The following is a 26,165-nucleotide window of genomic DNA, read 5'->3' as shown; positions in this document are numbered from 1 at the left end:
TCAGGCCGCCCGGCGGGGGGCCAGGGCGGGAAGCCCGCCGAAGTCACGGTCGAAGGCCTCAGCGAAGCCCGGGCGCCGGATGGCGGCGCGGAAGGCGTCTGTGGCCGTGGACAGCTTGACCTGGTTCTCCTCCTCGACAGCCAGTTCCGCGAGGTAGGCGCGGACACTCATACCGCGGGCGGCTGCGAGGGCCGCGAACCGGTCGCGCGTCTCTGTATCGATCTTGACGGTCGTGTCAGCCATGCGGACAGTATACCTCATCGAATACCACGGCGAATACCTCTTCGGGAGTCCTCCCCTCTCCGAGTACTCCGCCGCTTGAGGAGACTCAGTAACTCCGTGCGCCGCTCCGCGTACGGACCGGGGCCGCCAGCCGGTGTCGCCGGCAACGCGGGCGCGAGGGGACGTCGAGGACGGTTAAGTCGGCGTTGTGGGCCACGGCCGCCGGCTCGGCTCTGCAGCCAATAAAGCTGAGGGCCATAAAATATCTGGAATCGCGTCCTGACCCGGCTCACGGACCCAGCACGGCGAGGAGGACAGACGGTCACCGTGCAGGAGCCGCGCTCCGCGGTGATCCGTCGGTGAACTTCCTTCCGCATCGTCTGCGGAGCGCTGTTGGGGGCACGACGCTGCTGGCCCCGATCCGGAGGCAGCCGGACACGAGTCCGTGCGGAAGACCACCGCACCGCGCACATCGGTCCGGGATCACCGGATCGGGGGGAGGTCCCCGAACTCCCGTGCCCTACCACAGGGCGGAGGGGTTGAGGTTGTGGCATGGGCTCGAAGCAGTGCGGGGAGGACCGGGGTGTCGGTGGTGGCCGAGACGGCAGCGGCCGTTCAAGAACTCGACGAGGACCAGCGCGCAGCGCTCGACGCCTGCGTGGTCGCGGCCCTGGCCTTGAGCAGCAGTGAGGGCGAGGCACAGGGGCGGATGCGGCTGCTGATGGAGTGCCATGGTCGCTACGTGCGCTCGTTCGGGGTCCTTGAGCAGGCACCGTCGTACGAGGTGTTCGCCCGTCGGCTCCGCGGAAGCCGGGTGGCCGACCTTCTGCCGGGACGGCCCCAGGGATCAGTGCTCGGCAAGCTGTGGCTGCTCGATGACGACGGCATGCCCAGCTCGGCGCTGCACCGGCTCGCGGTGGAGGCCTCTGAGCACGGCCACCAGGCCCCGGGGATCGGTGCCGACATCCGCCATCTGCACAGCCTGCTGCGGGCGGTAGGGATGTTGCCAGTGAGTACCGGGCTGTCGCGGATCTCCGGCGAGACCGTCCAGCACGCCGTCTTCCGCGCGCTGAGGGCCGCCGGCTTCGAGGCGTACACCCGGGGCCGGGAGGCGATGGTCCGCACGCCTGTCCTGACACGGCGCGTTTTGTCCCGGAACACCGCGTTGGTCGAGCTGGGTGCGTACACCGGTGTCTCCCCGACGCGGCAGTTCGGCGGCCTGTGGGCAGCGTGTCCGATGTGCAGATGGACGATGCGGGCCACCTACCGCCCCAACGGCGTGGTGGACGTCGAGTGCGAGGACGAGCGACACAGCCTGCTGGGCGCCCGGTACCGGGCCGAGCCGACTGCGGTGGAGGGCTGGCGCCTGACCCCGTGCGGCGAACTGCGCACTCTGCCGGAGCTGCTGCCCGTGGAGGGCTACGTGGCGTTGCCCTATGCCCTGTGGCTGTGGGTGACGCTCCCGGGCCTGCTGGAGGTCGAGCTGCGCGACCGGCTGGTCGCCTTGGGCGCGGAAGTGCGGCTGTGGCCGTTCGGCGACGCCTATGACCTGCATGTCACTCGTCCCGGCCGGTCCAGGGCGTGGCACGTCGACGTCAAGACCTGGGCCGACCCGCATGGGCTGGCCCAGAAGCTGCGCGAGGATCCCGAGGGGCCCGGCGCGCTGTGCTTTGTGGTGCCTGAGCACCTGCGGGGGTACCTGCCGCTGCTGCGCCGGGTGGTGCGCGACAGCGGGGCGCGGGTGCTGACCGATGCCGACCTGGTGGCGGAGGTGGAGGGGGCGTGAGCCGGACGCTTGCCGGGGCTCTGGCCTTGGCCGAGTACCTTCTTCCCGCCCGGTTCCGCGACGGGCGGCAGGTGGTGCGCGTCGCGGACGCCCATGTCCTGCTGAGCGGGCACGCGCCGCGTGCCGTGGCGGACTGGGAGCAGTGGTCGGAGGCGGACAAGCAGCGCCTCGGCGCGCTGTTGGGCACCCGCCATCGGGGGGAGGCGCTACTGCACCACGTCGAACGGGCCGTCTACGACGTCTTCCACACCCCCGACGCGGACGACCCGCTGCCCGCTCTCTACGCGCTCGGGTACAGCGAGCGGGGGCGGGCGCTTGAAGTGCTGCCGGCTCACGGGCAGGACCCTTCGGGCGTCGCCGAACGCATACTCGCGCCGACCAGGCGCCGGCGGCTGCTGCGGATCGCGAGCGGATCGGGCTGGTCGGCGCCGACATCGCGTGGACGGGTCCAGATCGCCTTCCCCGACGAGCAGGGGGAGTACAGGCCGCCTCGGGTCGTGACCGCACCGTCTGTGGAGTTGGTGGTGGACGCCGATGAGCTCGGCTGGCAGAGCCGGGACACCGACCAGGACATGAAGGGCCCGGCCTTCCGCGAGAAGCAGATCGCGCTGCTGCTGCGCGGAACCATCGGTGGCGGGCAGCGCCCCCTGGAACCCATCGTCCTGCCGCCGGGCCGGATGCACCTGCTGAGTGCACCCCCGGGCGTGGGCAAGAACGTCTTCGGCCGGGGGCTAGCGATCCAGCAGGCGGCCTTGGGCCGCACCACCGTGCTGGTGGTCAGCGACAACGGCGACGTCTACGGCGAGGCCTCCACCTTGCAGCAGGAGCTGCGGGCAGCGGGCGTCGAGGAGACGGCCACGCCGTTCATCGCGCCCAACAGCCGGTACAACTTCGCACTGCGCTCCGCCGCGAAGCTGGAGGGCACCGACGTGCCGCTGACGCAGGCCTCGGCGAGCATCGCCTTCCTCATCAACAACTCCGCCTACGGGTGCGCCGCACAGGCGCAGCTCGAGGGACGCGACACTTTTGAGGGCGGCAGGGAGCCGTGCACGGTCACGGCGTCGGATGCTTTCGGCCAGCCGGAGCGGGCGCTGTGCCCGTATGTGTCGTCCTGCGGGAAGTTCTCCCACGTCAAGGCCGCGACGACAGCCAGGATCATCGTAACCACCCACGCCTGCTTCCAGTCCGGGATGATCAAAGTTCCGGTGGAGGTCGACGGGGAGGTCCGCAACAGCATCAGCGTGCGGGAGTTCCTTCTGCGCCTGGGGTCCTATGTGGTCATCGACGAGGTCGACGCCTACCAGGCGCGGGGGTTCGACGACTGCGGCGTGCTGGAGCTCGCGTCCCGCTCCCGCCCAACCACGGTGCTGCGGCGCATTCGCGACAGCCTGCACCAGGCGCCGCCGCGGCTGGCGGTGGCCGTGCGCCGGCCCCTGACCCGGGCGGTGTTCCTGGCCGAGCAGCTGCTCGACCTGGTGGCCGGGGAGGAGGTCTGCACCGAGGTCGCCCAGGCGCGGGCCCTGGCCCGCGGGCAGGACCCGCGCCGGACGCGGCAGGTCCTGCAGGACCGCAAGCGCTGGTATCAGCCCCATCAGTGGGACCGGCATCTGCTGGAGAACCTGATCGGGGTGGACTTTGACGCTGCGGCCACCGCCGAGCAGGCCGACCGGCTGCAGGCCTTGCTCCCGAGCGTGGCCACCCGGCCGAGCGACCGCCCTTCCTCCGCCATCCTGCCGGACCAGCTGCTGCCCGTCCCGGACGTGCTGGAGCGGATGCTCACGATCGACGAGGGCGGCGAGTGGCAGCTTGCCCCCCTCAAGGACGAACTACGGGAGATCATCTCCGCCGCGCTGCCCGCCTTCTGCGCCGCCGAGGGCGGAGCCGACGAAACACCCGCCGAGTCCACGGTGCCCGCGCAGCGCGGGCCCGACCAACCGGAGACGGATCGGGCGCCCACGCGCACCGAGGTCACAGCGGGTGTCCTGCATGCGCTGATCAGGAAAACGTGGCTGACGGCCATCGTCCACACGATGTTCGACCTGACGGACAGGGCCGGCGAACTCGCCGGGCACGGCATCGACGCGGCCTCCGAACTCGCCGACGCGATCGGCCACCAGGGCGCCGGCACCGTCGTCCCGTTCGGGCCGCTGGGACGCCAGCTGGGCGGGTTCCGCTTCGAGGGGCTGGACGATCCGGGTGCCCATGCGAGTTTGAAGATGGAGGTGCTGCGCGCCGACCCCCACACCGAGACGCAGTTCCTCGGCAGCATCGTCTCCCTCGCCCTGAGCGGCCGCCAGCGTACTGTCCTGGGCATGTCCGCCACCGGCTTCATGCCGGGCGCGGCACGCACCCACCTGCTCGCTCGCCCCGACTGGGCGATGCCCGACACCCTCCGCGATGGTCTGACCATCTTTAACAGCACCCCCGTCGCCGACGGAAAGCTGTTGGCCGTCGGCAGCACCCCCTACAGCGAACGCGACCAGCGGGTCATCTCACTGGCCGCTGGCTACGCACCGGGCCTGGTGCGCGACCTGGACCGGCTTGCCGCGGAGGCACGCACCCGGCATCGCGCGCGGGCCCTGATCACCGTCAACTCCTACCGGCAGGCCCGCCTGTTCGCCCAGACCCTGTACGACACCGCGCTCGCCCTCGGGCGGCGGCTGCGCATCTACGTCGCCGTCGCGGATACCCCCGACCTCTCTCTGCCGCCGGTCTGCGACGCGATCGGCCAGCTCACCCGCGACCGTTTCGCGGAGCTGGCGGACCTCGACGGCGAGGTGCTCGTCTCGCCGCTGCCGCGCACCGAGCGAGGCTTGAACGTGCTGACCGTGTTCGAGGGCGTCGCCGTGTCGGCCATCACCCTGATCGCCATGGGTGTGCGGCCGGTCATGCCGGCCGACGACCCGGCGGTGCTGGCGGCCAGTGTCGCCGCCCGGGCTTGGCGCGACACCGTGCCCGGCGACGACGCTGCCGCCGTCCTGGCCGGGGCCCGCGCGGCGGCCGACGCGCACCTGCGCCTGAACCTCCGCGCGCCCAAGCGCTTCTCCGCCCTGCCCGACGAGCTGAAGTACGAGCTCGTCGCCACCCTCCTCGGGCAGAGCGTCCAGTTGGCAGGCCGCGGACGCCGCGGGCAGACCCACGTCGAGCTCCACTTCATCGACGGCGCCTTCCACGACCCCACCTGGGGATCCGACCTGCCCACCCTGATCCGCGGGCTGCTCGAGCAGTCCCCGCAGGCCGACCTCGCCCAGCTCGGCGCTTCTTACGGCCACACCATCGAGGAAATCGCCGAGTACGCCCACGCCCAGCACCTGCTCCCCGCGCTGCGCGCGGGCTTTGACGCCTACCTGGGAGAGTACGCATGAGTCGCCCGCTCGACAGCGTCGCCCGCAAGCAGGCCCGCCTGCTGCAGTTCCGAACCGCTCCCTCCGACCTGGGCCAGGTAATCGCCTACCGGCCCGACACCCCTGTCATGGACCTGGCCATGGAGCTCTCGCGCGAGTACAAGCGCAACGTCGGCACCGGTCTGGACGTGCAGCCGCCCTACCGGGCGCTGGAGTGTGTCCTGCGCGCGGCGGCGGGCACCTGGGCGCGCTGGCAGTGGAACGACGGCTGCTACGAACTCCTGTGCGCGGCGCCCATCAGCGCCGAGGACCGGCGCGACGTGTTCCTCTACTGGGCCGAAGCCGTGGTCCCCGGCCCCGACGGCCGGCGCATCGGCGAACAGCTGGCCGAACTCCTCGCCCAGGCCGAGCCCCGCTCCGCCGTCCTGCCCCCGCCGCCGAGCGCCGGCAAGCGCTCGCGCGGCTGGTGGCCGGGCGAACTCGCCCGCTGGCGCCTGGCCGAGGAACTCGCCGCCCTCGAGTGGCCCCGCAACAACGGCGCCCCCGTCCGTTTCGCCCTGTGCACCGACGGCCGCCTGGCCGCGATCGGTCACGAACTGCCCGCCGAACCCGACCGCAAGGGCATCGTGCGCCACCTGCTGCCCCGCATCACCATCGGCACCGCCGCCAGCGGGCACTCCCGGCGCCACGCGCTGACCGTGAACGCCACCACCACTCTCCTCGCCACCTCCTGGAAGGGTGTCGCCACCGTCCTGCTGGCTAACCCCGACCAGCCGCTCGTCGTCGCCGCGGCCACCGACGGGCCGCCGTGGAAGCGCCGCCTGAACGTCCCCGCGGTCGCCGCCAGCCGCCGCCTGGCCGCCCTGCCCCGCCTGAGCGCGAACGTGCCGCCCTTCCCCGAACATCTCGCCGACGACGCCCTGGCCGATACCGCCCCGGGGCCGGTCTGGGCCGTCGCCCCGGCCAGCGTCCGTACCCCCGGCCTGGGCCGCGGACACGGCATGGAGTTCTTCCGCCGCGTCGAGGAGGCCATCGACACCCGGTGCGAGAAGTACAGCCACCGCAGCCCCGTGTTCATCGAGGTCCCCGGCATCAAGGTGCCGCCCACCGAGAGCGGCTCACGCGCCAGCGGACCGATCCCCCTCGAACGGATCCCCGCCGCCCTGGACGCCGCCGGCGTGGGCACCCTCCTCGTTCCCGTCCTGTGGAACACCGACGAGGTCCGTGCCCGGGTGAAGGCCGCGATCGCCGCCCAGTGGGGGTTCGGCGAGGACTGGAAGGCCGTCGAAGGCGTCGCCGAACCCGCCGTCGGCGGGCGCATCGAGGTCGTCTTCCTCCACGACAAGGCCAGTGCCCTCGGCCACGGACCGCGCACCAGCGCTGAACGCGAGCGGGACCTGGCGCAGATGCTCGCTCCCCACACCCGCGAGGACACGCTCGTCGCAGCGATCTGCGAGACCGACTGGGACCCCGAGCGCTGGTACCCGAGCGTCGAAGCACGCGAGAAGGCCGAGGCCGAGGACGGCAAGTGGCCCTCCAAGCAGGCTCTCGCGCGCCTCGCAGCGACCTCCCAGTACATCAAGCAGGCTCCGCCGCCGGTCCCCACCCACACCCGGGAGGGCAAGCCCTACAACGAGAAGTACCGCGCGAAGAAGGTCGCCTCCCGCCAGAGCGGTCTCGACAGCTCGACCGCGAACGTGCTGCGCGAGATCCTCAGCGGCGTCGGCGCCACCGACCACCGCCTCGGTGCCGCGTTCGGCAAACTGCCGCTCGAGAACTGGTGGCACATCGGCATCCACGTCCGCCGCCACGCCCAGCGCCGCACACCCGGCAAGCGCCGCACCACCGAACCGGCACCGATCACCGCAACCCTCACCGCCATGCGCCCCACCGGCGGAAAGGACGCCCCCTGGCAGGTCTGGGCCTACAGCCCCCAGGCCGGGCAGTGGCAGCCCCACAGCCCGGCCACCACTGCGCTGCACGCCATCGACCTCGCCTGGGACGTCAGCGGATACCGCGCCGCCGCGGACGAGACACTCCAGGCCCGCGCCGCCGCGGACATCGTCGAGCAGGCCCTCATCGCCACCCGCACCCAACTCCCCGCACCAGCCCCCGCGGTGCTCTACGTCGATGGCGACGCCACCGAGTACATCTGGGCGGGCCTCACCGACGAAGCCCTGGGCCAGGATCCACCTCCCGGCATGCCCCGGCCGGCGTCCTGGCTGCCCGGACACAGCCTCCCCCGCGCCCAACGCCCCCTAGCCACCGTCCGCGTCATCGGCGACCTGGAACGCATCGGCCGCCCCACCGGAGCCCACATGCGCACCAGCGGCGGCACCTGGCGCGCCACCGACACCACCAACAGCCTCTTCCAACTCGCCACCGACGACGGCGCCGTCACCTACCCCGACTTCCTGCTCGTCAACGTTCCCCGCACCTGGGCCGCTGGCCCCGCCGGCCGCTTCGGCAAGGACGAGACACGCTTCGACAGCCCCAGCCAGAGCAAGAACGGCTACGCCCACACCGCCACCCGGTTCACCGTCATCGCCCAGAGCCCCGACGCCGACTGCGACTCCATCGGAGCCATCGCCGCCGTCCTGACCAACCAGGGCATCACCTCCGACGTCCGCCAAAGCACCCCAACCCCCCTCCACCTCGCCCGCAGGATGGACTCCACCCACCCCTACTACCGCCGCACCGCGGAGAGCACCGAGGACGCCCCCGATGTCGCCGAAGACGGCAACACCGCGCAGGAGGAGACAACCAGCCTGTGAGCGCCGGCCAGCACCGACTCCCGCGACGGATGCCCGGGCGTGACGGCAACGCCGGTGATCACATTGGTGACGCAGTCCGTGAACCAAGTGATTCACGGCCTGCGGGCACGGCCGTCGACGTCGACCAGCACCGGGGGGGCTAGGTCAGCCAGTCGGTCCCAATCCGGTACGTGGCGGGCGGCGTGCCGGCCGCGGCGGAAGTGAGGCGAGGTGGGACCGTACCTGTCGGCTGAGCCGTGTTGCGCAGCGGGTGTCGCGTACGAGTGTGGCTAGGTTATGCCACACAGCCTGGCGAATGTCCCTAAGCGTCGTTCGGTGGTGGTCTGCAAGGGCCTGTTCCACGGCGGCGACATTGCCGGGCAGTGGCCGGGCGGAGCTGCGGTCGCCGAAGGGGTGGTCGGTTTCGGTCAGCAGCCGCTCGAGAGGGATGATCTGTAGCAGAGCGGTCTTGCGTGCAGCGGACGCGTTGACGGAGAAGTAGCAGCCCAGGCCGACAGCGCGGGCGGTCTGCGCCGGAGTGCCGAGCCACCAGTGGAGGACCATACCGGGAGCCGGGGACCGTTCCAGCTCGTCCAGCACCTGCTCGCAGGCGGCGTAGCTATGGATGCTGGTGATGCGCGGGTTATGAGCCAGGACGTCGAGAACAGCACGGAAGGTGGCCCGTTGACGGTCGAGCGGGACGCGGCTCTTGCCGTCGAGCCCGATCTCACTGACCAGCGGGGTGTGGTCAATCAGCTGAGTGAAGGTAGCGGGGTCGAAGCCTGTGTGGCTGCGGGCGAGTCCGGGGTGGACACCGACTCCCCAGATGATCCGGCTGTCGTGTCGCTGCACGGCTCGGGCCGCCTCGGTCAGGGAGCGGGTGGCGGCGAAGACGACGGCGCCCAAACCGGCAAGGTCGTCGACCGGAACGCTGGTGTCGATGTGTGCGTGCAGGTCCAGCGGTGGCAGTGCGCTCGTCCTCATGAGTACAGCAGCTCCAGTTCCGCAACGCCCCTCCGGCACAACTCGTAGGCCTGGCGGGTGGAGTAGTCGGAGGGCAGATTCAGGGTGGTGATGTCGGCTGGACGCAGGCCCCGGGCGAGGAAGGTGCGCAGTGAGGGTTCGACCGACTTGTCGGCCAGGTAGCCGCTGAGCTGTGCGTCGTGGCGGGTGTGGAGGTACTCGGTTGTGTCCTCAAGCTGGGCGGCGCGGAAGGAGGCGCGGCGCAGAAGGCAGCCGAAACACACGCCGCAGTGTGTGCGTACGGAGATGCGGTGGGTGCGGTGTCCGGTATGGGCACAGGAGTGGGTGCGACTGAGGAACCGGGCGGCCGGGCCGGTGCCGACGAGTTCGGCGGCCAGGGTGAACATCTCGCCTTTGGTGTGGGCGGTGAAAGGGTTGTGGATGACGGCGTGGGCTCCGGCGTCGTGGGCGATGGCGGCCAGGGTCTGCAGGAAGAGAGGGTGGGTGGTGCGGGTGGACACGGCGCCACGCTGGTCGGCGGTGAGCGGCACGTTGAGGGAGGCGAAGCCGTTCTCCGGGATCCACAGCGGCACCTTCTCCACTGCTGCGGTGGCCAGGCCCAGGGCGAGGAAGAGCAGGGAGCGGGTACGGGTGGAGTACTCGTTGCGCAGTTTCGCCCCGGTGGGCTGATGGCTTTTGCGGGAGAACCGCAGCGGCTGGTGGAACTGTGGGGGGCCGTCGATGAGGTGGGCGACGTCGTCGGCGACCGCGCGCTGGATCGGGGCGAGATTGGTGGCTCCGACGTGGGAGAGCAGCAGGTGCTGGTCTGGGCCGAGGTCGTGGCGGGAGTGCAGCGCGCCGATCGCCGAGTCGGCGCCGCCGCTGAGGAGGACCACGCGCCGTATCCCGGGATGGGGTGCGGCGTGAATGGCTTCTTGCGGGGTGGCGGCGTGGTGGAAGCGGATCGACCAGCGGTCTCCGGACAGGAAGCCCAGGAGGCCCTCGAGGCGTTCGCGTACTGCGTTCCAGCGGGCCGGGGCGTAGACGGGTACGTCCAGTTCGAGCGTGCGGCGGGTCCAGTTGGATCGGGCGGCGCCGCGAGGGGTGGTGCGGTCGGCGGCGTATACCAGGGCGGCGAGGCGGACCAGTTCGATGTTGGGTTCGGGGACGGCTCCCAGGGCTCCCAGGCGTGGTCCGAGGGTGGAGACGAAGGAGACGCCCGGGCCGGGTGGCCACCAGAAGATGGTGGTGTCGGCGGGTCCGGGGCGTGAGATGTCCGCGTCCAGGCGCAGGGTGTAGGCGGGCATCAGGGCTCCATCCAGATGGACCGCATCGCCTCGATGCCCTCTTCGACGGCTCGGGTGATCTCGGCGGTGCTGGGGCCGGTGATCGTGAGGGGGGCGCGGTCGACCAAGGCGCGTGCGGTTTCGCGGATTTGGCGTTCACCGTCGGCGGTGGCCCAGGCGGGGCGGGAGCCGTCGTTCATCTTCGCGGCGGCCTCGCTGAGGATCGCCTCGGAGATGGTCAGGGCCAGGGTTTCCCGGACGACTTCCTCGGGGGTCGGGGGTGTGCTGTCGGTGCCGGCCTCCAGGACCCATTGGGCCACTTCGCTGGCGACGAAGCGGCGTTCCTCGTCCTCGATGGTGCCGTCGGCGAGTGGCCCGCAGGCGGCCTCCACGATGCGACGGGTCCAGTCGATCGGGTCTTCGGCCGCAGCCTGCAGTTCCGCGTAGTCGAGGCCGAGTGCCTGCAGGGCCTGCTCGTTGCCGGTGCGGTAGGCGTAGGCCGCGGCCGCGGCGCGACCTGCCGTGCGGGAGGACTGGCTGGCGGAGCGCTGTGCCCCTCCCCCGGTACGGCCTTCTCCGGATCCGGCGGCGCCTCCTGCTCCGCCGCCGGGGCCGTCGGCGTGGCCGCGGGACGGCCTGAAGAGTGCGAGGGCGGGGGCCAGTTGGTCCGGATTGAGCTGCGGCACGGGTGTGCCGGGGCCGGCGCCGGTCAGGGCGTCGAGCCACTGGGTGACGTTGTGCTGCAGGTGTTTGCTGGCTTGTGTGCCGTTACCTGTGTAGGAGCCCTTGGTGCCCATCAGGGGCGGCTTCCTGTGCTCAGGGCGTGCTCCAGGGTGCGCTTGATTTGGGCCGGGTCGGCCGGGGCATGGGTCCTCCAGTACTCCAGCACGCTGCGGAAGGCGGGGGCGGCGGGCGGGAGGGCCAGGATGGCGGCCGGTTCCAGCTCGTCGGCTGGAATGGACTGCAGGAGCCGGGCGGCCCGCTCGGTGGTGGCCGGGTAGGCAGTGACGATACGGACCAGGCCGCGCACGGCTGCGCTCTGTTCGGTCGGGCGGTCCCGGCCCGCCCGACCGAGATACTCCACCAGGCTCTGGGCGTCGTCGTCACCGAGCGCTCTGATGTCGGCGTCGGTCACCCGGTGTTGGTCGAAGCGTGAGGTGGACAGCAGGTTGGCGGCGATGTCTCGCAGCCGTCCCGGAAGGCCGGCGTCGAGGAGCTGTTCGCCGGAGAACGCGGCTGCCAGATAGAGGTAGGGCGCCAGGTCCACAGAACCTAGGCCGGGGGAAAGTTTGGCCCATCGGACCAGTTCGTCCTCGAAGGTGGCTGACTCGTCCTCGTCCGGCGCCGGGTCCCGCTCCTCCTGCGAGGGGCCGTCGCGGTCGGGCGGGGCGCCGATGTCCTCAGCTTCCGGGGATGTGGGGGTGGGCCGGCCGGCGGCCGCCTCCAGTTTCGCGGTTTTAGAGCGCAGTTCGCCGCGGGCCAGCCATCCCAGGACGGTGGCGAAGGCGTCGGGCAGCAGCTTCTCCAGCACCATGAGCTTGGCCACGATGTCCGCCTCAAGGACGATGCCACGGTGGCCAGCGACGGACTGGCGCACCCGCAGGTCGTTGAGGAACCGCTTGATGCGGCGGGGGCTGCCTTGGAGCTTCTCGTAGAGGATGGGCGTCATCCGTGAGGCAAAGGCCAGTTCGGAAGAGATGTCGTTGCCGTTCACGGTCGTGGCCAGGTCGTCCAGCAGCCCCGTCTCCCGGCGTAGGCGTACGCAGGCCTCGATGTAGGGGGTGAGATCCTCGACAGGCAGGCGCTGGGAGAGCTGTAGCAGGACGAGAAATGCCTCGGTGTCGAAACGGCTCAGGGTGGGCAGCGGCACGGTGGTCTGCACGATCTTGTGCAGGTAGAGGCTGGCGGGTTCTTCGAAGTACCGCTCGTCTGTTCCCTGTCGCGTGCTGCCGGGGTCGGGGAAGCGGGCGCGCAGGGCATCGGCCACCCGGTGCTCGTCGGCGGCGACGACGAACGCCATTTTGGGCACCGCCAGGAACAGCCGGATGGTCTCGAGCGTGTCCACAACCGTTTCAGGCAGGCAGCGATCCAGGTCGTCGACAAGCACGACGACACGCTTGAGGTGGCTGAGTTCCGCAGATTCCATCAGCGTGCAGAATTCGCTGCGGAACTCCTCCAGCCCGCGAGACGGGGGGTCGGTGGCGTCGGCGTCCTGGTTGTTGGGTTCGGTGTTGATCAAGCTGGTGAGGTCGTCGACGGAGGGCAGCTGCAGGGTCAACGACGTCTTGGCCGCCACTTGCAGGGCCTTGGCCCAGTCGACCCGCTGCCGCAGCGTGGTCAGCATCGCCCGGGCGCGGCTGCGGACCTGCCCCGGCTGTTCCTTCCGGGCGAGTTCGGCAGCGACGGCGCTGAGCACCTCACCGATCAGGGTTTCCTTGGCGCCGACACCAGGGTCGTAGCGCCACGGGTCCGTGCTAATCACGAGCACGGCCGCATCGGCCTCAGGGGCCTGCGGAGCGAGCTCGTCCTCGATCAGGCGGAGCACCGTGGTCTTGCCGCTCCCCCAGGCGCCCGAGACCCCGACGGTCACCGGGTCGAGAGCATCATCGAGTACGGCCTGGACCACGGTCTTGGCCACCGCGTCGAACGACAGAAGATCCAGATGCGTCGGCTCGTCCGACCACAGTTGTGCAGACATATTGCTCGTGCCCCGCCCCGGGCCTGCGACCTTTCCGTCTCAGGCCCTCCCCACACCAGTACTGCGCATCAGGGTGTTTTCGAATACGCAGTGAACGCACATAGTAACTCTGATTTCATTTTCAACAACAGCAAGAAACACTTCTTCGGTGCAGCACACCCGGAGCGGCGACCGGGGCAGGCACCCGTTGGCACCACAGCCGTTGCCTGCGAGCCGGCCCGCACGGCACGGCAGACCCAGGCACAACCGCCTACGCCGCGTCGGTAGCCTCCCGCCCCACCGATCACCGGCGGCGCGGCGGCCGCCCGGATCGCCGGCGCACTCGGCACCCCGAACCCGAGCACGTACGGCGCGAGGGGCCGTCGCCCCGGGGCCGTCGACCTGTGCGGGCGGCGCTCTCGCCCGTCCTGTCAACTCTCCGGGGCGTACCAGGGCACCAGGCGCAGCAGGAGGGCGAGGGTGGTGCGGGTGGTGGCGGTGGGGGCGCCTAGCACGGCCGCCAGGACGGCCAGGAGGCGCGCCAGGTGGCTGGGGTGGGGCAGGCCGGCCGTGATGGCGCCGGTCAGGAGCACGGGGGTGAGGGCGGTGGCCGCCTGGGTGCGGACGCGGGTACGGGGGCGAGGGGTCATGGCCGGGCTGGCTCCTTGGAGTTGACGGTCTGCCGGTGCTGGTTGGCGACCAGTGAGCCGGAGACGGAACCCCGCAGAATGGCGGGCATGACACGAGGAGCTGCGAGCCCGGTGGATCAACGGGTGATCCGTGCACTTGCCGCGCGGGACCTGACAGTGACGGCAAGCCAGCTGGAGAGCTGGCGGCGGACGGGGCTGCTGCCCCGGCACCAGCGCCGGGGGCTCGGGTAGGGCCGGGGATCGACGTAACTGCAGAGAACATCTGCAAGACTCTCGAACCCGAGCTTGGAGAGAGGTGGTGGCGGTGAGTACCTACCGCGTCGTGGCACGTCGTACAGGTGATTGGTGGGCTCTTGAGGTACCCGACCTTCCCGGCGTCTTCAGCCAGGCCAAGCGGCTGGCCCAGGCCGATGAGGCCGCTCGGGAGGCCATCGCCGTGATGCTCGACGTAGAGCCGGAAGACGTCGCCGTCGAGATCGAAACGGTGCTGCCCAAGGAAGCCCAGGACGCGCTGACCGCTATGCGTCTGGCACAAGATGAAGCGCAACGCGCAGCCGAGCGTGAACGTCTCGCCATGCAGCGTGCCGCCGCCGTGCTGACAAAGGAGCTGAGCCAGCGAGACGCGGGCCGCTTCCTCGGCGTCTCATTCCAGCGGGTGCATCAGCTGCTGCAGTCGTACAAGTCGGCAGGGTCGAAGTCGGCAGACGTCCGCGGCTCCAAGACGGCGGAAAGCCAAAAGACCGCCAGCCGCTCAAAGACTGCAAATCGCCCTAAAGCGGCCGCTTAATTAGCTGCATGAGGAAGAGGCCGCCCAGGGTTGTCGGGTGGGCCCTTCCTCATGCTTGCGTCAGTTGTTTGTGGAGCCTCGGGGCATGCGCACGATCAGCTCGGTCTGGTCGGCGTTGTGACGTCCGGCGTAAATGTAGTCGGCAAGGACGGCGGCTTCGGGGATGGTGAACTTGCCGCGAAGGGTGCGTTGCAGGAGCACGTTGATGGCGCCCTGGCGGGACCATCCCCGCGCGGAGGACCTCACGGGACGCAAGGACCCACGCCCGCACAGGGACCATCCCCGCGGGCGCGGGGAGCACCTGGCCGCCGGCCACACCCTGCGGATGACCCTGGGACCATCCCCGCGGGCGCGGGGAGCACGCGTGGCGCGAGATCCAGCTCTGGGTCAACTCGGGACCATCCCCGCGGGCGCGGGGAGCACGGCGTCGCCCACGGCCACTCTGACCACCCGAAAGGACCATCCCCGCGGGCGCGGGGAGCACGTGATGGCGTACTGGAACGTCATGCCGGCCGGGGGACCATCCCCGCGGGCGCGGGGAGCACTCGGCGCCGCGCATGAAGCGGTCGTCGGTGAGGGGACCATCCCCGCGGGCGCGGGGAGCACTACAAGGTGCGAGCCTACGGAGACGTGTAGATGGGACCATCCCCGCGGGCGCGGGGAGCACCAGTGCGCACGAGCGCCGTAGCGGTCCTGAAAGGGACCATCCCCGCGGGCGCGGGGAGCACCATTTCATGAGCGTCGCTTGCCGCTTGTCGGCGGGACCATCCCCGCGGGCGCGGGGAGCACCCTTACCTTCATCACGATCCCGGTCTTCGAGGCGGGACCATCCCCGCGGGCGCGGGGAGCACACCAGGCGGCGGTAGGGGCGCCCGTTGCGCGGGGGACCATCCCCGCGGGCGCGGGGAGCACGTTTGTCGTCCATCACGTCTACGTCGTGCATCGGGACCATCCCCGCGGGCGCGGGGAGCACGTCCTTGGGAACTCGGCGCGCGTACACCGTGAGGGACCATCCCCGCGGGCGCGGGGAGCACTGCCCCGTTTCGTTCCCACGCAACGGAGTTTCGGGACCATCCCCGCGGGCGCGGGGAGCACTTGGAGCCGTACCGCCAGGCGATCTCACCGAAGGGACCATCCCCGCGGGCGCGGGGAGCACCCTGCGGCCACCAGGGCAGTGACGATCAGACCGGGACCATCCCCGCGGGCGCGGGGAGCACGCGGTCGCCTGCCCTTCCAGGGCGGCCGGGTAGGGACCATCCCCGCGGGCGCGGGGAGCACACCGCCTGGGCATCGGCGGCGAAGCTCACCGGAGGACCATCCCCGCGGGCGCGGGGAGCACACAACCCTACACACCAGTTGCCTCAGTCAACCGGGACCATCCCCGCGGGCGCGGGGAGCACCTCCCCACTCAAGCTCCCCTCCCCGGGCAGTGGGGACCATCCCCGCGGGCGCGGGGAGCACCCTTCGTGACCTGGGGTTTTGTCAGGGGGTCTGGCCGTTGCGAGACCGTTTCATTGATCCCGGCAAAACGTCGTAAAAGCAGCTAAGCGCGCTCATCTGCCGTACCGTCGTCGCTTGGACGAGTTGCTCCAGCCTTTGCGTGAGGCAGTGGTGGCTTTCGAGGGGCTTTGAGCGCTGGGGCGACGGATCAGGGTGAGTCCTTCTTGGTCTACCGGGTGCCAGGCGTGGTCGTGGGTGCGGAAGGTGAAGCCCTGCTCGTTGTTGGTCGTGTGGGCGAGGAGGGCGCGGCCTTGGCCGGCGTACTGCTGGACCTCGGCCCAGAGCAGGTCACGGATCCGTGCCGAGGGGTTGCCGATGAAGACGCCGGCGGAGATCTCGAGGAGCCAGCGGGTGAGGAAGCCCCTCAGGCCGGGCGGGCAGTTGGTGAGGACGATGACGGTCACCAGCTGATGTCCGTGTCGCTGTAGGTGTCGTTGTGGTCGGTTCCTTCGCCGTAGTTCCGGCCCGCGGGGACGGTGTGGCCGTCGCTGTGGAGGGTGACGACATCGTGGTCGTGGTTCATCGCCTCGGTCGGGGTGGTCTCTGGCAGCAGGAGGCGTTTGATGTCGTTGACGCAGCGGTCGAGCAGGGATGTTTCGTTGATGCGGTCGCGTAGGGCACGGCGGGTGCGCGAGCCGATGTCTTCGTCGGTTTCGGCGGCGTTGTCGAAGGCGAGTGGGATGCCTATCTCGGTCTTGTACAGGTCGGCGATGTCGAGGACGAAGGAGAGTTCGTGTCCGGAGTGGACGAATCCGAGGGCGGTGCTGCAGCCGAGGGAGGCGACGACGGCGTGGGCGATGCCGTACATGCACTGGGCGGCGGCGGTGATGGCCTGGTTGACCGGGTCACCGCTGGCGAAGTCGCCAGGGGCGTAGCGGCGGCCGCGCCAGGGGACGCCGGTCCGGGCGGACTGGGCCCGGTAGCAGTCCTTGACGCGGGTGCCTTCGTGGCCGAGGAGTTCTTTGCGGGTCAGGCCGGCGGGGTCCTCGTCGGGGAAGCGCAGCCGGTACATGGCGCGGGCGACGGCGAGGCGGCTGCGGACGTTGGCCCACTGCACGGCTTGTGCTTCGGCGAGCGCGGAGGAGCGGGTCAGGGCGCGGCCGCCGGCGTAGTAGCGCACTCCTTGTTCTCCCACCCAGCAGACGGCGGCGCCGGTTTCGCCGAGGACGCTCATCGCCTGGTGGGTGATGCGGGTGCCGGGGCCGTGGAGGGTGCCGATGGTCGCGGACGGGATGTGGGTGGTGCCGTCGGCGTCCTCGGCGGTGATGGCGTTGGCGTCGCGGTGGACGGTGCAGCGCTCGAGGTAGATGAAGGAGAGCCGTTCGCCGGTGCGGGTGAGTTGGCGTGGGGTGAGCGCGGGGCGCCGGGAGACTGTGGTCACCGGTTCACCTGGTCGGGGTGAGTGGTGCCAGGGTGAGCAGGCCGCAGCCGTAGGCCTTGGCCTTGCCGATCCCTTGGGTCAGGGCGCGGCGCAGCAGTTGCGGGTCGGTGATCTCCAGGCGGCCGTCGAAGGTGACGGTGACCAGGCTGACGGGTGCCCGGCGGCTGCCGTTGGGGCTGTGGTGCTTGTCGAAGGCGAGGGTGCGTTTGTCGCGGACGGTCAGTTCGTACCGGTCGCCGTGGTGGGGTTGCTTGTTGTGGGTGGTGCCGCCGGGGAGCAGCCGGTTGCCGTCTGCTTTTTCCAGGATGCGGAAGCCGCAGGCTTCCTGGCGTTTGAGGAGCCAGCCCATCTGGTGTGTCGGGGTGATGTGCGCGGTGCGTTTGGTGGGTTCGTCGTCTTTTCGGCGGGCGTGGTGGACGGGGTTGGCGGTGAGGCGGAAGGCCCATTGGTTCGCGGTGGTGAGCCGGTCGAGGAGTGGGCCGTAGGGGCGGCTTTGCCAGCCGGGTGCGGTGGGGTCGGCGGCTGCGGGCCAGCCGGCCTGTTCGACCAGGTGGGTGAGGTCGGGCCGGTCGGGGCTGACGATGTACAGCATGACTTCGGCGCGGGCGGTGTGGTCCAGTCGCCACAGCACGCGGGGCCCGTCCGTGAGGGGTGCGTCGGTGGGCAGCAGGGCCGGGAAGGACGACATGACGGCTGCGTGCATGGCCTGGGGTGAGGACAGCAGGCGGCGGGCGCCGGTGCGTGCGGTGTTCACGCGGAAGCGGGTGAGGTACATCAGGCGCTCTCTTCGTCCAGGGCGTCGAAGGGGTCGTGGCGGGGCAGGTGCCGGGCGGACGGGGTGGGGATGCGGACGCTGCAGGTGACGCGGGTGCGCAGCGCGTGGCGTCGGTGTTCGGCGGCGTAGCTGAGCGGCTGGTCGCGCAGGGTGTCCGCGCAGTGGTGCTCGTCGGGGTGCGCCTCGCGCAGCACGGTCAGTTCGACGTGGTCGTGGCTGCGGTGCTGTTTGCGGTACCAGGGGGAGGCCTGCCACGGCTCCGTGCGCAGGGCGTCGAGCAGGCCGCCGTCGGGGTGGAGGCCGAGTTCGACGGGGAGGGCGGGCGGGCAGGAGCGGCGGCCGAGGAACGGCGGATACACCGGGGCGCGCAGGCTTGCGTTCAGTTCGGTGAGCAGGGCCGGGTCGCCTTCGAGGGCGGCGACGAAGACGGCGTCGGCGAGGTAGAAGCGTTCGGACAGCGGCATGGATTTGCCGGTGACGCCGTGGTGGGCGGTGTGGAAGTCGCGTACGCGGGTGCCGGGCTGGTCGATGCGGACGCCGAAGTGCAGGGCGGCCAGCGCTGCCAGTTTGGTGTCGTCGCCGCGTTGGATGCCGGCGGCGGCGGCGAGCAGGCCGATGACGCCGCTCTTGGTGGGGGCGGACTCGGTGGTGCGGCGGGTGAAGCGGGCCGAGGCCCCCCAGGACTGCAGGGGGCCCGCGAGCCGGAGGGTCAGCACGCTCATGCGGGCTTCTCCAGGCGTTCGGCGACGGCCTGGCCGACGGCGGTGACGAGGTCGTTGATGGTGGGCGACTCGGTGCCGAGTCCGGCGAGCTTGTGGGTGTTGGGGCCGACGCGGAGCACCCAGGTGAGGGTGGAGGTGTCGTCGCCGTAGGCGCGCTCGATGTCGGTGATGTACTCGGCCAGGCGCTCGCACGCTTCGCGGACGTAGCCGCCCGTCTCGCCGCGCACCGGGTCCTCGAAGGCGGCGACGAAGCTGACGGGCCGGGTGGTGCGGAGCTTGACGATCACGGCGTCGGGCAGGGTGTGGTTGCCGAAGGTGTTGATCTTGCCGGTGGGCAGGGAGGCGATGAAGCCGTGGACGAAGGCTTCGACGGCCCGGCGGACCGGTTCGGTGCGCGGCTCGTCCTCGCGCAGGCCGTGTCCGAGGTTGGCGGCGAGCTGGTGCACGCCGAGGGCTGCGTAGCGGTAGAGGGTGGCCGAGTTGAAGTCGACGGTGCCGATCATGCCGGCTCCGGTCTCCTCGTCGGTGTTCCTGTCGTCGACGGCGGTGTAGTAGTCGGACTCGTTCTCCACGTGGTGGACGCTGAGGGCGTGGGCGACCTGGACGGCGGCGTCGACGTTGATGTCGGCGGCGTCGGCGACCATGCGGCCGAACAGGGCGATGTCGACGGAGTGGTGGGTGTCGGCGAGTTGCCTGGCCTTGTCCTTGTTCTTCTTGTCCTTCAGGTGTGCCGTGATGTCGGCGGCGCCGTCGACGGCGAGGCGGGCGAGGGCGTCGAGTTGGCGGCTGCTGAGGAACACCAGGTATTTGGACTGGGGTGCCGGCTCCGGCTCACCGTCCTTGGCGGCGCTCGCCTTGCGCTTGGGCACCTCGGTCTTCAAGCCGGCTGCCTTCACCGTCTCGTCCGCGATCCGCAGGGCGTCCTCGCCCGTGAGCGCGGGGTCGAGGTCGGTGATCCGGGCGGCGACCGCCTCCACGATCTTCTTGGTCCGCACGCCGAGCTCGCTGGGCTCGAGCAGGTGCTCGTCCTTGAAGTAGGTGCGGGTGGCCCGCTTCCACGCCTGGCTGGAGACGCGGGCGCGCGGCACTCCCCCGTACACCGCGGTCTTGGGGGCGCCGGTGTCGTCGCGGTTGAGGTTGCTGGGCGGGACGGTCTGCAGGGCGTGCACGTCGAGGAAGATGCGGTTCACGAGGCGTCCTTGTCGGTGTCCGTGGTGTCGGCGGTGTGAGTGGTGTCCGCGCTGTCGCGGTCGGCGGCCGGGTGAGGGGGGCTGGCGGGCTTGTCGTGCCAGGCGTGGAAGGAGCGGCCCCATTCCCTGCGGACGGTGTCCGCGCCGCCGGGCCGCTGCCAGGTGTAGAGCTGTCCGGCGAGCAGCGCGTGGTCGAGTCCGATGTCTTCGCGGCGCAGCAGGACGACGATGTCGCGCAGCCGCTGGGCGCAGGTCGCGAGGTCGGCGGCGGTGCCGGCGCGGACCAGGCGTTTGTGCACGGGGGTGTCGATCTCGCCGGGTTGCATCATCCGGCGCACAGCGGCGCCCAGGCCGCGGCGGCGGTCCGGCCGGTCGGCCTGGTACATGCCGGTGCGGCGGGACTGCTGGTGCAGTGCGTAGAGGGTGAGGGCGACGTGCAGGGCGTCCTCGGCTCTTGCCAGCTCCTGCTCGGTCAGGGGCCGGGCGCCGGCGGGGGTTTGGTGCAGGGGGCCGGTGTCGATCAGTGCCCACAGGTCGGGGAGTTGTCCGGCCGGCCGGCCGGCGCCGCGCCGGAGCCTGGCGAGGGAGGCGACCGCGTGGGACTGGTCGGCGAGATAGCCCCGCTGCAGGGCTGTGAGGTGGTCGGCGGCGAGCCGGGTCACCCGTTCGCGGGCGGTGACGGTGACGGGTGCGGAAGAGGTGGTCATGCGGGTGCCTTCGCAGTGGTGGGTGCCGGGCTTGCGTCCGTCGCCGGCCGTCTGTCGTCAGGGTCGGGGTGTCCCAGGCCTTTGTGGAGGGCGGCGCGGAACCACTTGCCGGCGAGGGAGGAGTTGAGCCACTCGGTGCCGTGCTTGAGCTGGACGGTCCGGCCCTGCCAGGCCGCGTTCCCGGCCGCGGCCATCAACTGGTCGCCGATACGGCCGGCGATGGCATACGCCTGCTGCTGCCAGGCGGTGCGCTGCGCGTAGGGGTCGTCGGTGCCGGCGAGACGGGCCAGCCAGGTGCGGTAGGGGGCCTCGAGGAGACCGTAGGCGAGATCACGCGCAGTGGAGCGGGGCCCGTCCGTCTCCGTGCCGGCCGCGCGGGCCAGGTTCGTGGCGAGGTCACCGAGCGCGTTGACCGCGAGGTCGGCGTCGGCGACGGCGGCAATGGCCTGCTCGGCGTAGCGCCGATCCTGCTGGTGCAGCAGGACGACGGCCATGGCCACGTGGTCGTCGACGATCTCGTCGATGACGGACTGCTGCGTGCCGTAACTCGCGCCGACGATCCGCGCCCGGATCAGGAAACCAGGCTCGAGTTCACCTTCCGTCACCAGGCGGGCCACCCACTCCAGGATTCCCGGCCGCAGGTAGTCGGCGGGCTCCGGCCCCTGACTGCTGCCGGCCTCGTTCGCGACCAGCGCGCCGATCCCGCGCCAGGCGGACCGCTCGGGCGCATGCTCGCGCGGCAGATAGACCGGGAGCGTTTTCAGCTTCTTCTCCTGGGCCCGGCTGCGACGCCAGGCGGTCATCGGCTCCCGATGCTGACGATCCCGGGGGGACAGCGGGTCGCCGTAGCCGAGGACGACGCCATACACGCCGCAGGCGTCGAAATGCAGGCGCAGGCGCCGCGTCTGCCACGTGTACAGATCGCGCACCCCCGTGGGGGCGCGTTCCGTGCCGCCCGGCCCGCAGGGAGGCCTGCGCCACGCCGGGGCGTCGGTGTCGTCGATCTGCAGGTTGGCGGTGTCGGCGGCCACCAGGTTCAGCAGCAGCGTCTCGCGCAGGGTGCGGCCCTCGACGAAGACGCCTCCGAAGTTGCCGACCCAGCCGACCCCGAGCGGGTAGACCTTGCCTCCCTTGGCCCGCGGGTCGCCCTCCACACCGGTCTTGATACCGGAGGTGTCATAGGCGTGCGCGTGCACGACCCAGCGGGCCGCCTCGGCGAAGGCGAGCCGCTCGACGGTCGGCATCCGGGCGGTGAAGAACGGCTCCCCGTTGGGGACATCGGCCACGACCCGGTTGAGCGAGAACACCTCCCCCTGCCCGGTACGCAGACCCGCGGTCTGGAAGAACGGCGCCCGAGGGTGCAGCAGGTCGAACCGGTCCCGGTGCTCCTCCAGATACGCCCCGACCGGCGCGAAGCAGTCGTCGTCCGTCCACAACTGCGCCCAGTCGTCGGTGTCCTGCGGCCCGTCGAGCGCGTCGTGCGCAACGGCAAGCAGCAGCCGCACCAGGGCGAACTCCTGAGTGGGCAGGTCACCGACCACACGCCGCAGGCCGTGGGCCTGCTCGAACACCTCGCGCAGCGACAACTCCCCCGGACTGCCGTCCAGTCGGAGCACGGGAATCCACGGTTGGGCGGTGAGGTCGAACGACAGCACACCACCGCTGCTGCTCTGCTCGGAATCAGGCACGGGTCACCTCAAGACCGTCACTCAGGCTGTACCGGAGGGCGAAGCCTGCCAGGTGGGTCTGACAGTGCTCGTCGAGCGGCAGGATCAGCTGGCCGGCGAGCCAGTGACTGTCCTTGGTCTGCCAGGCCTCGACATACAGTTCCTCGAGCTCGTCGAGGGCCCGGTCCATCACGTCGGGGACGCTGAACTGGATCGGCAGCCGCAGCCCGCAGCTCGCCGCGGTGCGGGCCGCGAGCGCGGTCGGCACCTGATCCGTGGGCAGGGGCAGCCCTGCCAGCACACGGCCCTTGCGGTCCGGCTTGAGCCACGGCAGCGTCGCCAGGCTGCCGTCGGCACGCCGCTGGACGACCACGACCTCCAAGCTCTCGCGGCTGTCGCGGACCTGGGCCCGCCCCTGGCGAGTGTCGTCCGCGTCCCCGACACCCGCGGCGACCCAGCCGAACAGCGGCCGGCCAGGCCGGGCCGCGGCATCCAGCCGGAACGTCGCGGCCCGCTCGGCCTGGTCCGCACGATGCTCCTCATGACGTGCCCGGGCGTCCTCGAGTGCCTGCGTCCAGCCGGCCGGGCCGTCCCACGTGTCGGTGTAGGCGCGCTGGACCAGGGGGCTGATGTCGGCCGGCAGCCCCACCGGCCGCTCCGAGCTGCTATTGAGGTGCTCCAGCAGCGCGGCAGCCGAACGCAGCAGCGCATACGCCCCGTACACGGCGACCGAGCCGGCAACCGGCCGCGGCACGGCGGCGTTCCAGTCGACGCCGGTGATCAGGCAGCGTGCCTGGCGCAGCCCCTCGGGCCGGTCGGTCTGCTCCGGGCCGCCGCGCAGGTGGCGGTGGAGGCGTCCCATGCGCTGCAGCAGGAGATCGACGGGGGCGAGGTCGGTGACGAGCAGGTCGAAGTCGACGTCCAGGGACTGCTCGGCGACCTGGCTGGCGACGACGATGTGCGCCCCTGCCGGCCGGTCGGCCTTGCCCGGAGGCCCGAAGCGGTTCAGCAGGGAGGCGTCCTTCGTAGCGCGGTCGACGTCGACGAAGCACGAGTGGGCGACGGTGACGTGTCCTTCCCCGAACCTCTGGCGCAGCACCGCCGCCGCCTCAAGGACACGGCGCACGGTGTTGCGCACGACCAGGACGCAGCCGCCCTGGGCGAGTTCCCTCTCGAGCCGGTCGGCCAGGACGTCCACGTCGTCATCGAGGCGCTCCACTGCGACCTGCGTGCCGCGGGCCGAAGCCGCAGGACGCCGCATGAGCGGCGCGCCGCCGGGCGTGACCGCCGTCAGCAGCGGATAGTCACCGGCCCGGCCGACAGCCTCGAAGGCGTCCGCGGCCGCACGCGTGGCGTCCTTGCCCGCATACGCCTCGGCGAGTTCCCTGCGCCGGCCGGCGGGCAGCGTCGCGGACAGCACCACCACCGGCACCCGGTAGGCGCCCAGCCAGGACAGCACCCGATCGAGATAGACGCTCATGTAGGTGTCGTAGGCGTGGGCCTCGTCGATGACGACGACCTTCCCGGCGATCGCCAGATGGCGCAGCGCCAGGTGCCGGCTCTTGAGCCCGGCGAACAGCAGTTGATCGATCGTGCCCGCGACGAACGACGACAGCATGGCCTTCTTCCGTCCCCGCAGCCAGGCGTGAGCGACGAGGTCGGCCCCGGCGACACGGCTCTGGCTCGAGGGCCGCCACTGCGCCCTGCCGTGGCCGTCCACGTCGACCGCGGCGATCCGCTGACCCCCGTTGCCCAGGAGACCGACGAAGTCGTCGTTGAGAGCAGCCTTGGAATGGGCGAGCAGCACCGAGTAGCGCGCCCCCGGCGGGGCCGGCAGACGGTCCAGCCAGTGCAGCAGGCGGGGGAACATCGCGTTTCCGGTGGCCATCGTCGGCAGGGCGAAGAACACGCCACCCGCACCCGAGCGCGCGGCGAGGATCTCCGCCGCGGCGAGCGCGGCCTCCGTCTTCCCCTCCCCCATCGGCGCCTCGATCACCATCAGCCCCGGCTCGTCCATCTCCCGCGCCAGTTCGGCAGCCGCCTCCTGCACCGGGCGGGCCTTCGATCCCGGCGGAAGGTCAAAGCGGGACGCGAACAACTCGTGCACGTCCGCGGTCGGTTCCTCGGCCCGCCAGGGGCCCGGCAGGTCCAGACCCGCCCAGGCCGCCGCGATACGCTCCGTCCCCGTGCGCGGCACGTCCTCGGGGAAGTAGGGGAAGAGGTCGCGATTGCTGGCGATCCAGTCGCAGACGATGACCAGCGCGGACAGCAGCACCTGCACCGGCTGCGAAAGCTTCACCGTCTTCCAGTCCGCCAGATCCTCACCGACGCCGAACTCCGCCGCGCAGGCGTCGAGCAGTTCGTCCTGCACCCGCTTCCACACCGTCCGGGCCGGCCCGTGCGCGCCCAGCAGGTCGGGGTGCCGGTCAAGTGCCTGGATCTGGCCGTGCTCGGGCGGCACCCCGTGATGCCCGCCCACCGCGACAGTGAACTGCCCGGTCTGCTTCACCGTCCACCCATGGCGCTCCTGAAGCCACTCCCCCAACAGCACCTGACCGGCCAGCCCGTGCGGCGCGAGCCTGCGGTCCGCACCCATCGCCTCCCGCGAGCGCATCTCCAACCCATGCCCGCGCATGACCTGCGCCAACTGCTCCACCTGACAGGCGAACGCGGGCGTCGCCTTCCCGATGTCGTGCACACCCGCCAGCCACACCACCAACCGGCGAGCAGCCACCAGCCCACCCGGCAGCGGATCAGCAATCAACCCCCGCACCGACAAAGGCAGCCACTCGTCCCACAACCGCCCCGCCACAGCCGCGCTGTCTTCCATATGCCGCCACAACGGCAGCCACCGCTCCCCCTCACGATCGTGCTTCGCCCACACACTCGACGCCGGCCCACCCAACCAGGCACGCAACCCCGAACCGGCCACCCTCTCCCCAGTCATGCCAGATGCATACAGGATGTAGATGACACGTGAAGCAGGTATGGAGAAAGTGAAAAGGATTAGCTGTCAGCGCTTGCAGTCGACCACACGCCACCACCAACGACGAGACTGCACCTGACCTACCCAGGAACTGTGGCCTGGAATACAACGTTTGCCGGAATCAGCGAAACTTGCCGAAACCACCACCTCGGCCCGATAGAACCGCAGGCCACACAGCCTGCTCCCCGCACACGCAGGGATGGTCCCGTCCGCGGCTCCACCTGGCAGTGCCTCACCTCCTGCTCCCCGCGCACGCGGGGATGGTCCCGGCTGGGCCGCCTACGCCGGGGTCGTATCACCCTGCTCCCCGCACCTGCGGGGATGGTCCCCAATGGCCGGGGTGAAAGTTGAAGCAGCCCGGCTGCTCCCCGCACCTGCGGGGATGGTCCCGGCTACCACGACAGCTACTTCTACGCGCTGGTCTGCTCCCCGCACCCGCGGGGATGGTCCCTTGGACTATCGAATGCGCTCGCATGAGACCGCCGACGTCAGTCGGCGTCGGCCGGACGGCGGGTTGTCCGTGCGCTTTTCCTCTGTCTGTGCGCTTTACCCCTGTCCGTCGTGCGCCTTGCGTGAGGCCGACCTGGTTGTCGATGTCGCCCGGGACAGCGCCGGACGGTGGCGACACCCTGTCCGTTCACACCGCGTGCGCACAGACGTCGACGTGGCGCAGGTACACCTGTTCGGCGAGTGACCCGAACCGACCGACGCCGGGGTCAGAGGCCAGGTCGTGCTCAGCAACCGCCTGGGCGGGTTGCCCGTGGCCGGC

General features: G+C 70.9%; 19 protein-coding genes and 1 CRISPR repeat array. Of the genes, 4 read left to right on the top strand and 15 right to left on the bottom strand.

From position 1 onward, the window contains the following. Nucleotides 1-243, bottom strand: a complete 243-nt coding sequence (locus ACFQ9Z_RS35110; protein ID WP_383029599.1) for an antitoxin MazE7 — start codon at nucleotides 241-243, stop codon at nucleotides 1-3. A 571-nt stretch (nucleotides 244-814) separates the two neighbouring features. Here ACFQ9Z_RS35110 and ACFQ9Z_RS35105 point away from each other — a divergent pair. Genes ACFQ9Z_RS35105 through ACFQ9Z_RS35095 form a run of 3 tightly spaced genes read left to right on the top strand, consistent with a single transcriptional unit; the run spans nucleotide 815 to nucleotide 8,126 of the window. Continuing rightward, nucleotides 815-2,008, top strand: coding sequence for a hypothetical protein (locus ACFQ9Z_RS35105; RefSeq protein WP_383029597.1), 1,194 nt, complete (start codon nucleotides 815-817; stop codon nucleotides 2,006-2,008). After that, the gene (locus tag ACFQ9Z_RS35100; RefSeq protein ID WP_383029594.1) at nucleotides 2,005-5,373 is read left to right on the top strand and encodes a hypothetical protein; all 3,369 of its coding nucleotides are present in this window, start codon (nucleotides 2,005-2,007) and stop codon (nucleotides 5,371-5,373) included. Before ACFQ9Z_RS35105 ends, ACFQ9Z_RS35100 begins: the two co-directional genes overlap by 4 nt. Next, on the top strand, nucleotides 5,370-8,126 hold the full coding sequence (locus tag ACFQ9Z_RS35095) for an RNAseH domain-containing protein (protein WP_383029592.1): 2,757 nt from the start codon (nucleotides 5,370-5,372) through the stop codon (nucleotides 8,124-8,126). The genes ACFQ9Z_RS35100 and ACFQ9Z_RS35095 overlap by 4 nt, the downstream gene beginning before the upstream one ends. A 144-nt stretch (nucleotides 8,127-8,270) precedes the next feature. Here ACFQ9Z_RS35095 and ACFQ9Z_RS35090 read toward each other — a convergent pair whose 3' ends face one another. From ACFQ9Z_RS35090 to ACFQ9Z_RS35070, 5 genes are all read right to left on the bottom strand, one after another. Then, nucleotides 8,271-9,089, bottom strand: a complete 819-nt coding sequence (locus tag ACFQ9Z_RS35090) for a TatD family hydrolase (protein WP_383029589.1) — start codon at nucleotides 9,087-9,089, stop codon at nucleotides 8,271-8,273. Beyond that, a complete protein-coding gene (locus ACFQ9Z_RS35085) occupies nucleotides 9,086-10,375 on the bottom strand; it encodes a 7-cyano-7-deazaguanine synthase (RefSeq protein ID WP_383029587.1) in 1,290 nt (429 codons plus the stop codon). Before ACFQ9Z_RS35085 ends, ACFQ9Z_RS35090 begins: the two co-directional genes overlap by 4 nt. Then, entirely contained in the window at nucleotides 10,375-11,151 is a 777-nt protein-coding gene (locus ACFQ9Z_RS35080; protein WP_383029584.1) for a hypothetical protein, read from the bottom strand. Before ACFQ9Z_RS35080 ends, ACFQ9Z_RS35085 begins: the two co-directional genes overlap by 1 nt. After that, nucleotides 11,151-13,052, bottom strand: a complete 1,902-nt coding sequence (locus ACFQ9Z_RS35075) for a P-loop NTPase fold protein (RefSeq protein WP_383029581.1) — start codon at nucleotides 13,050-13,052, stop codon at nucleotides 11,151-11,153. The genes ACFQ9Z_RS35080 and ACFQ9Z_RS35075 overlap by 1 nt, the downstream gene beginning before the upstream one ends. A 410-nt stretch (nucleotides 13,053-13,462) precedes the next feature. After that, nucleotides 13,463-13,681, bottom strand: coding sequence for a hypothetical protein (locus ACFQ9Z_RS35070; protein ID WP_383029579.1), 219 nt, complete (start codon nucleotides 13,679-13,681; stop codon nucleotides 13,463-13,465). A 304-nt stretch (nucleotides 13,682-13,985) separates the two neighbouring features. Between ACFQ9Z_RS35070 and ACFQ9Z_RS35065 the strand changes: the two genes are divergently transcribed. After that, on the top strand, nucleotides 13,986-14,468 hold the full coding sequence (locus tag ACFQ9Z_RS35065) for a type II toxin-antitoxin system HicB family antitoxin (protein WP_383029576.1): 483 nt from the start codon (nucleotides 13,986-13,988) through the stop codon (nucleotides 14,466-14,468). Between the two features lie 60 nt (nucleotides 14,469-14,528). On the opposite strand, the gene ACFQ9Z_RS35060 is transcribed toward ACFQ9Z_RS35065, so the two are convergent. The 9 genes from ACFQ9Z_RS35060 to cas3 all read right to left on the bottom strand — a co-directional run bounded on the left by ACFQ9Z_RS35060 (nucleotide 14,529) and on the right by cas3 (nucleotide 25,357). Further along, nucleotides 14,529-14,669, bottom strand: a complete 141-nt coding sequence (locus ACFQ9Z_RS35060; protein ID WP_383029573.1) for a hypothetical protein — start codon at nucleotides 14,667-14,669, stop codon at nucleotides 14,529-14,531. Nucleotides 14,670-14,686: 17 nt separating this feature from the next. Further along, nucleotides 14,687-15,929: direct repeats of the CRISPR family, unit length 29 nt; unit sequence GGGACCATCCCCGCGGGCGCGGGGAGCAC. A gap of 92 nt (nucleotides 15,930-16,021) precedes the next feature. Further along, complete coding sequence (gene cas2e / locus ACFQ9Z_RS35055; RefSeq protein WP_383029570.1) at nucleotides 16,022-16,372, bottom strand: type I-E CRISPR-associated endoribonuclease Cas2e; 351 nt, start codon at nucleotides 16,370-16,372, stop codon at nucleotides 16,022-16,024. Then, nucleotides 16,369-17,349: a type I-E CRISPR-associated endonuclease Cas1e gene (cas1e, locus tag ACFQ9Z_RS35050; RefSeq protein WP_383029568.1), complete on the bottom strand. Its 981-nt coding sequence runs from the start codon at nucleotides 17,347-17,349 to the stop codon at nucleotides 16,369-16,371. Before cas1e ends, cas2e begins: the two co-directional genes overlap by 4 nt. A 4-nt stretch (nucleotides 17,350-17,353) precedes the next feature. Beyond that, nucleotides 17,354-18,124, bottom strand: coding sequence for a type I-E CRISPR-associated protein Cas6/Cse3/CasE (cas6e, locus tag ACFQ9Z_RS35045; protein WP_383029565.1), 771 nt, complete (start codon nucleotides 18,122-18,124; stop codon nucleotides 17,354-17,356). Further along, nucleotides 18,124-18,846 (bottom strand): type I-E CRISPR-associated protein Cas5/CasD, encoded by a 723-nt coding sequence (cas5e, locus tag ACFQ9Z_RS35040; RefSeq protein WP_383029563.1) that lies wholly within the window; start codon nucleotides 18,844-18,846, stop codon nucleotides 18,124-18,126. The genes cas6e and cas5e overlap by 1 nt, the downstream gene beginning before the upstream one ends. Continuing rightward, nucleotides 18,843-20,036, bottom strand: coding sequence for a type I-E CRISPR-associated protein Cas7/Cse4/CasC (gene cas7e / locus ACFQ9Z_RS35035; protein WP_383029561.1), 1,194 nt, complete (start codon nucleotides 20,034-20,036; stop codon nucleotides 18,843-18,845). The genes cas5e and cas7e overlap by 4 nt, the downstream gene beginning before the upstream one ends. Further along, nucleotides 20,033-20,743 carry a type I-E CRISPR-associated protein Cse2/CasB gene (casB, locus tag ACFQ9Z_RS35030; protein WP_383029558.1) on the bottom strand — a complete coding sequence of 237 codons (711 nt, stop codon included), beginning with the start codon at nucleotides 20,741-20,743 and terminating at the stop codon, nucleotides 20,033-20,035. The genes cas7e and casB overlap by 4 nt, the downstream gene beginning before the upstream one ends. Continuing rightward, nucleotides 20,740-22,431, bottom strand: coding sequence for a type I-E CRISPR-associated protein Cse1/CasA (gene casA / locus ACFQ9Z_RS35025; protein WP_383029556.1), 1,692 nt, complete (start codon nucleotides 22,429-22,431; stop codon nucleotides 20,740-20,742). The genes casB and casA overlap by 4 nt, the downstream gene beginning before the upstream one ends. Continuing rightward, the gene (cas3, locus tag ACFQ9Z_RS35020) at nucleotides 22,424-25,357 is read right to left on the bottom strand and encodes a CRISPR-associated helicase Cas3' (RefSeq protein WP_383029553.1); all 2,934 of its coding nucleotides are present in this window, start codon (nucleotides 25,355-25,357) and stop codon (nucleotides 22,424-22,426) included. The genes casA and cas3 overlap by 8 nt, the downstream gene beginning before the upstream one ends. Nucleotides 25,358-26,165: the final 808 nt, after the last annotated feature.

Origin of the sequence: Streptomyces sp. NPDC056580 (genome assembly GCF_042793175.1) — a bacterium.
Taxonomy (GTDB): Bacteria; Actinomycetota; Actinomycetes; order Streptomycetales; family Streptomycetaceae; genus Streptomyces.
Note: the sequence above shows the minus strand (reverse complement) of the source record. Positions and strands in the feature narration are given on the sequence as shown.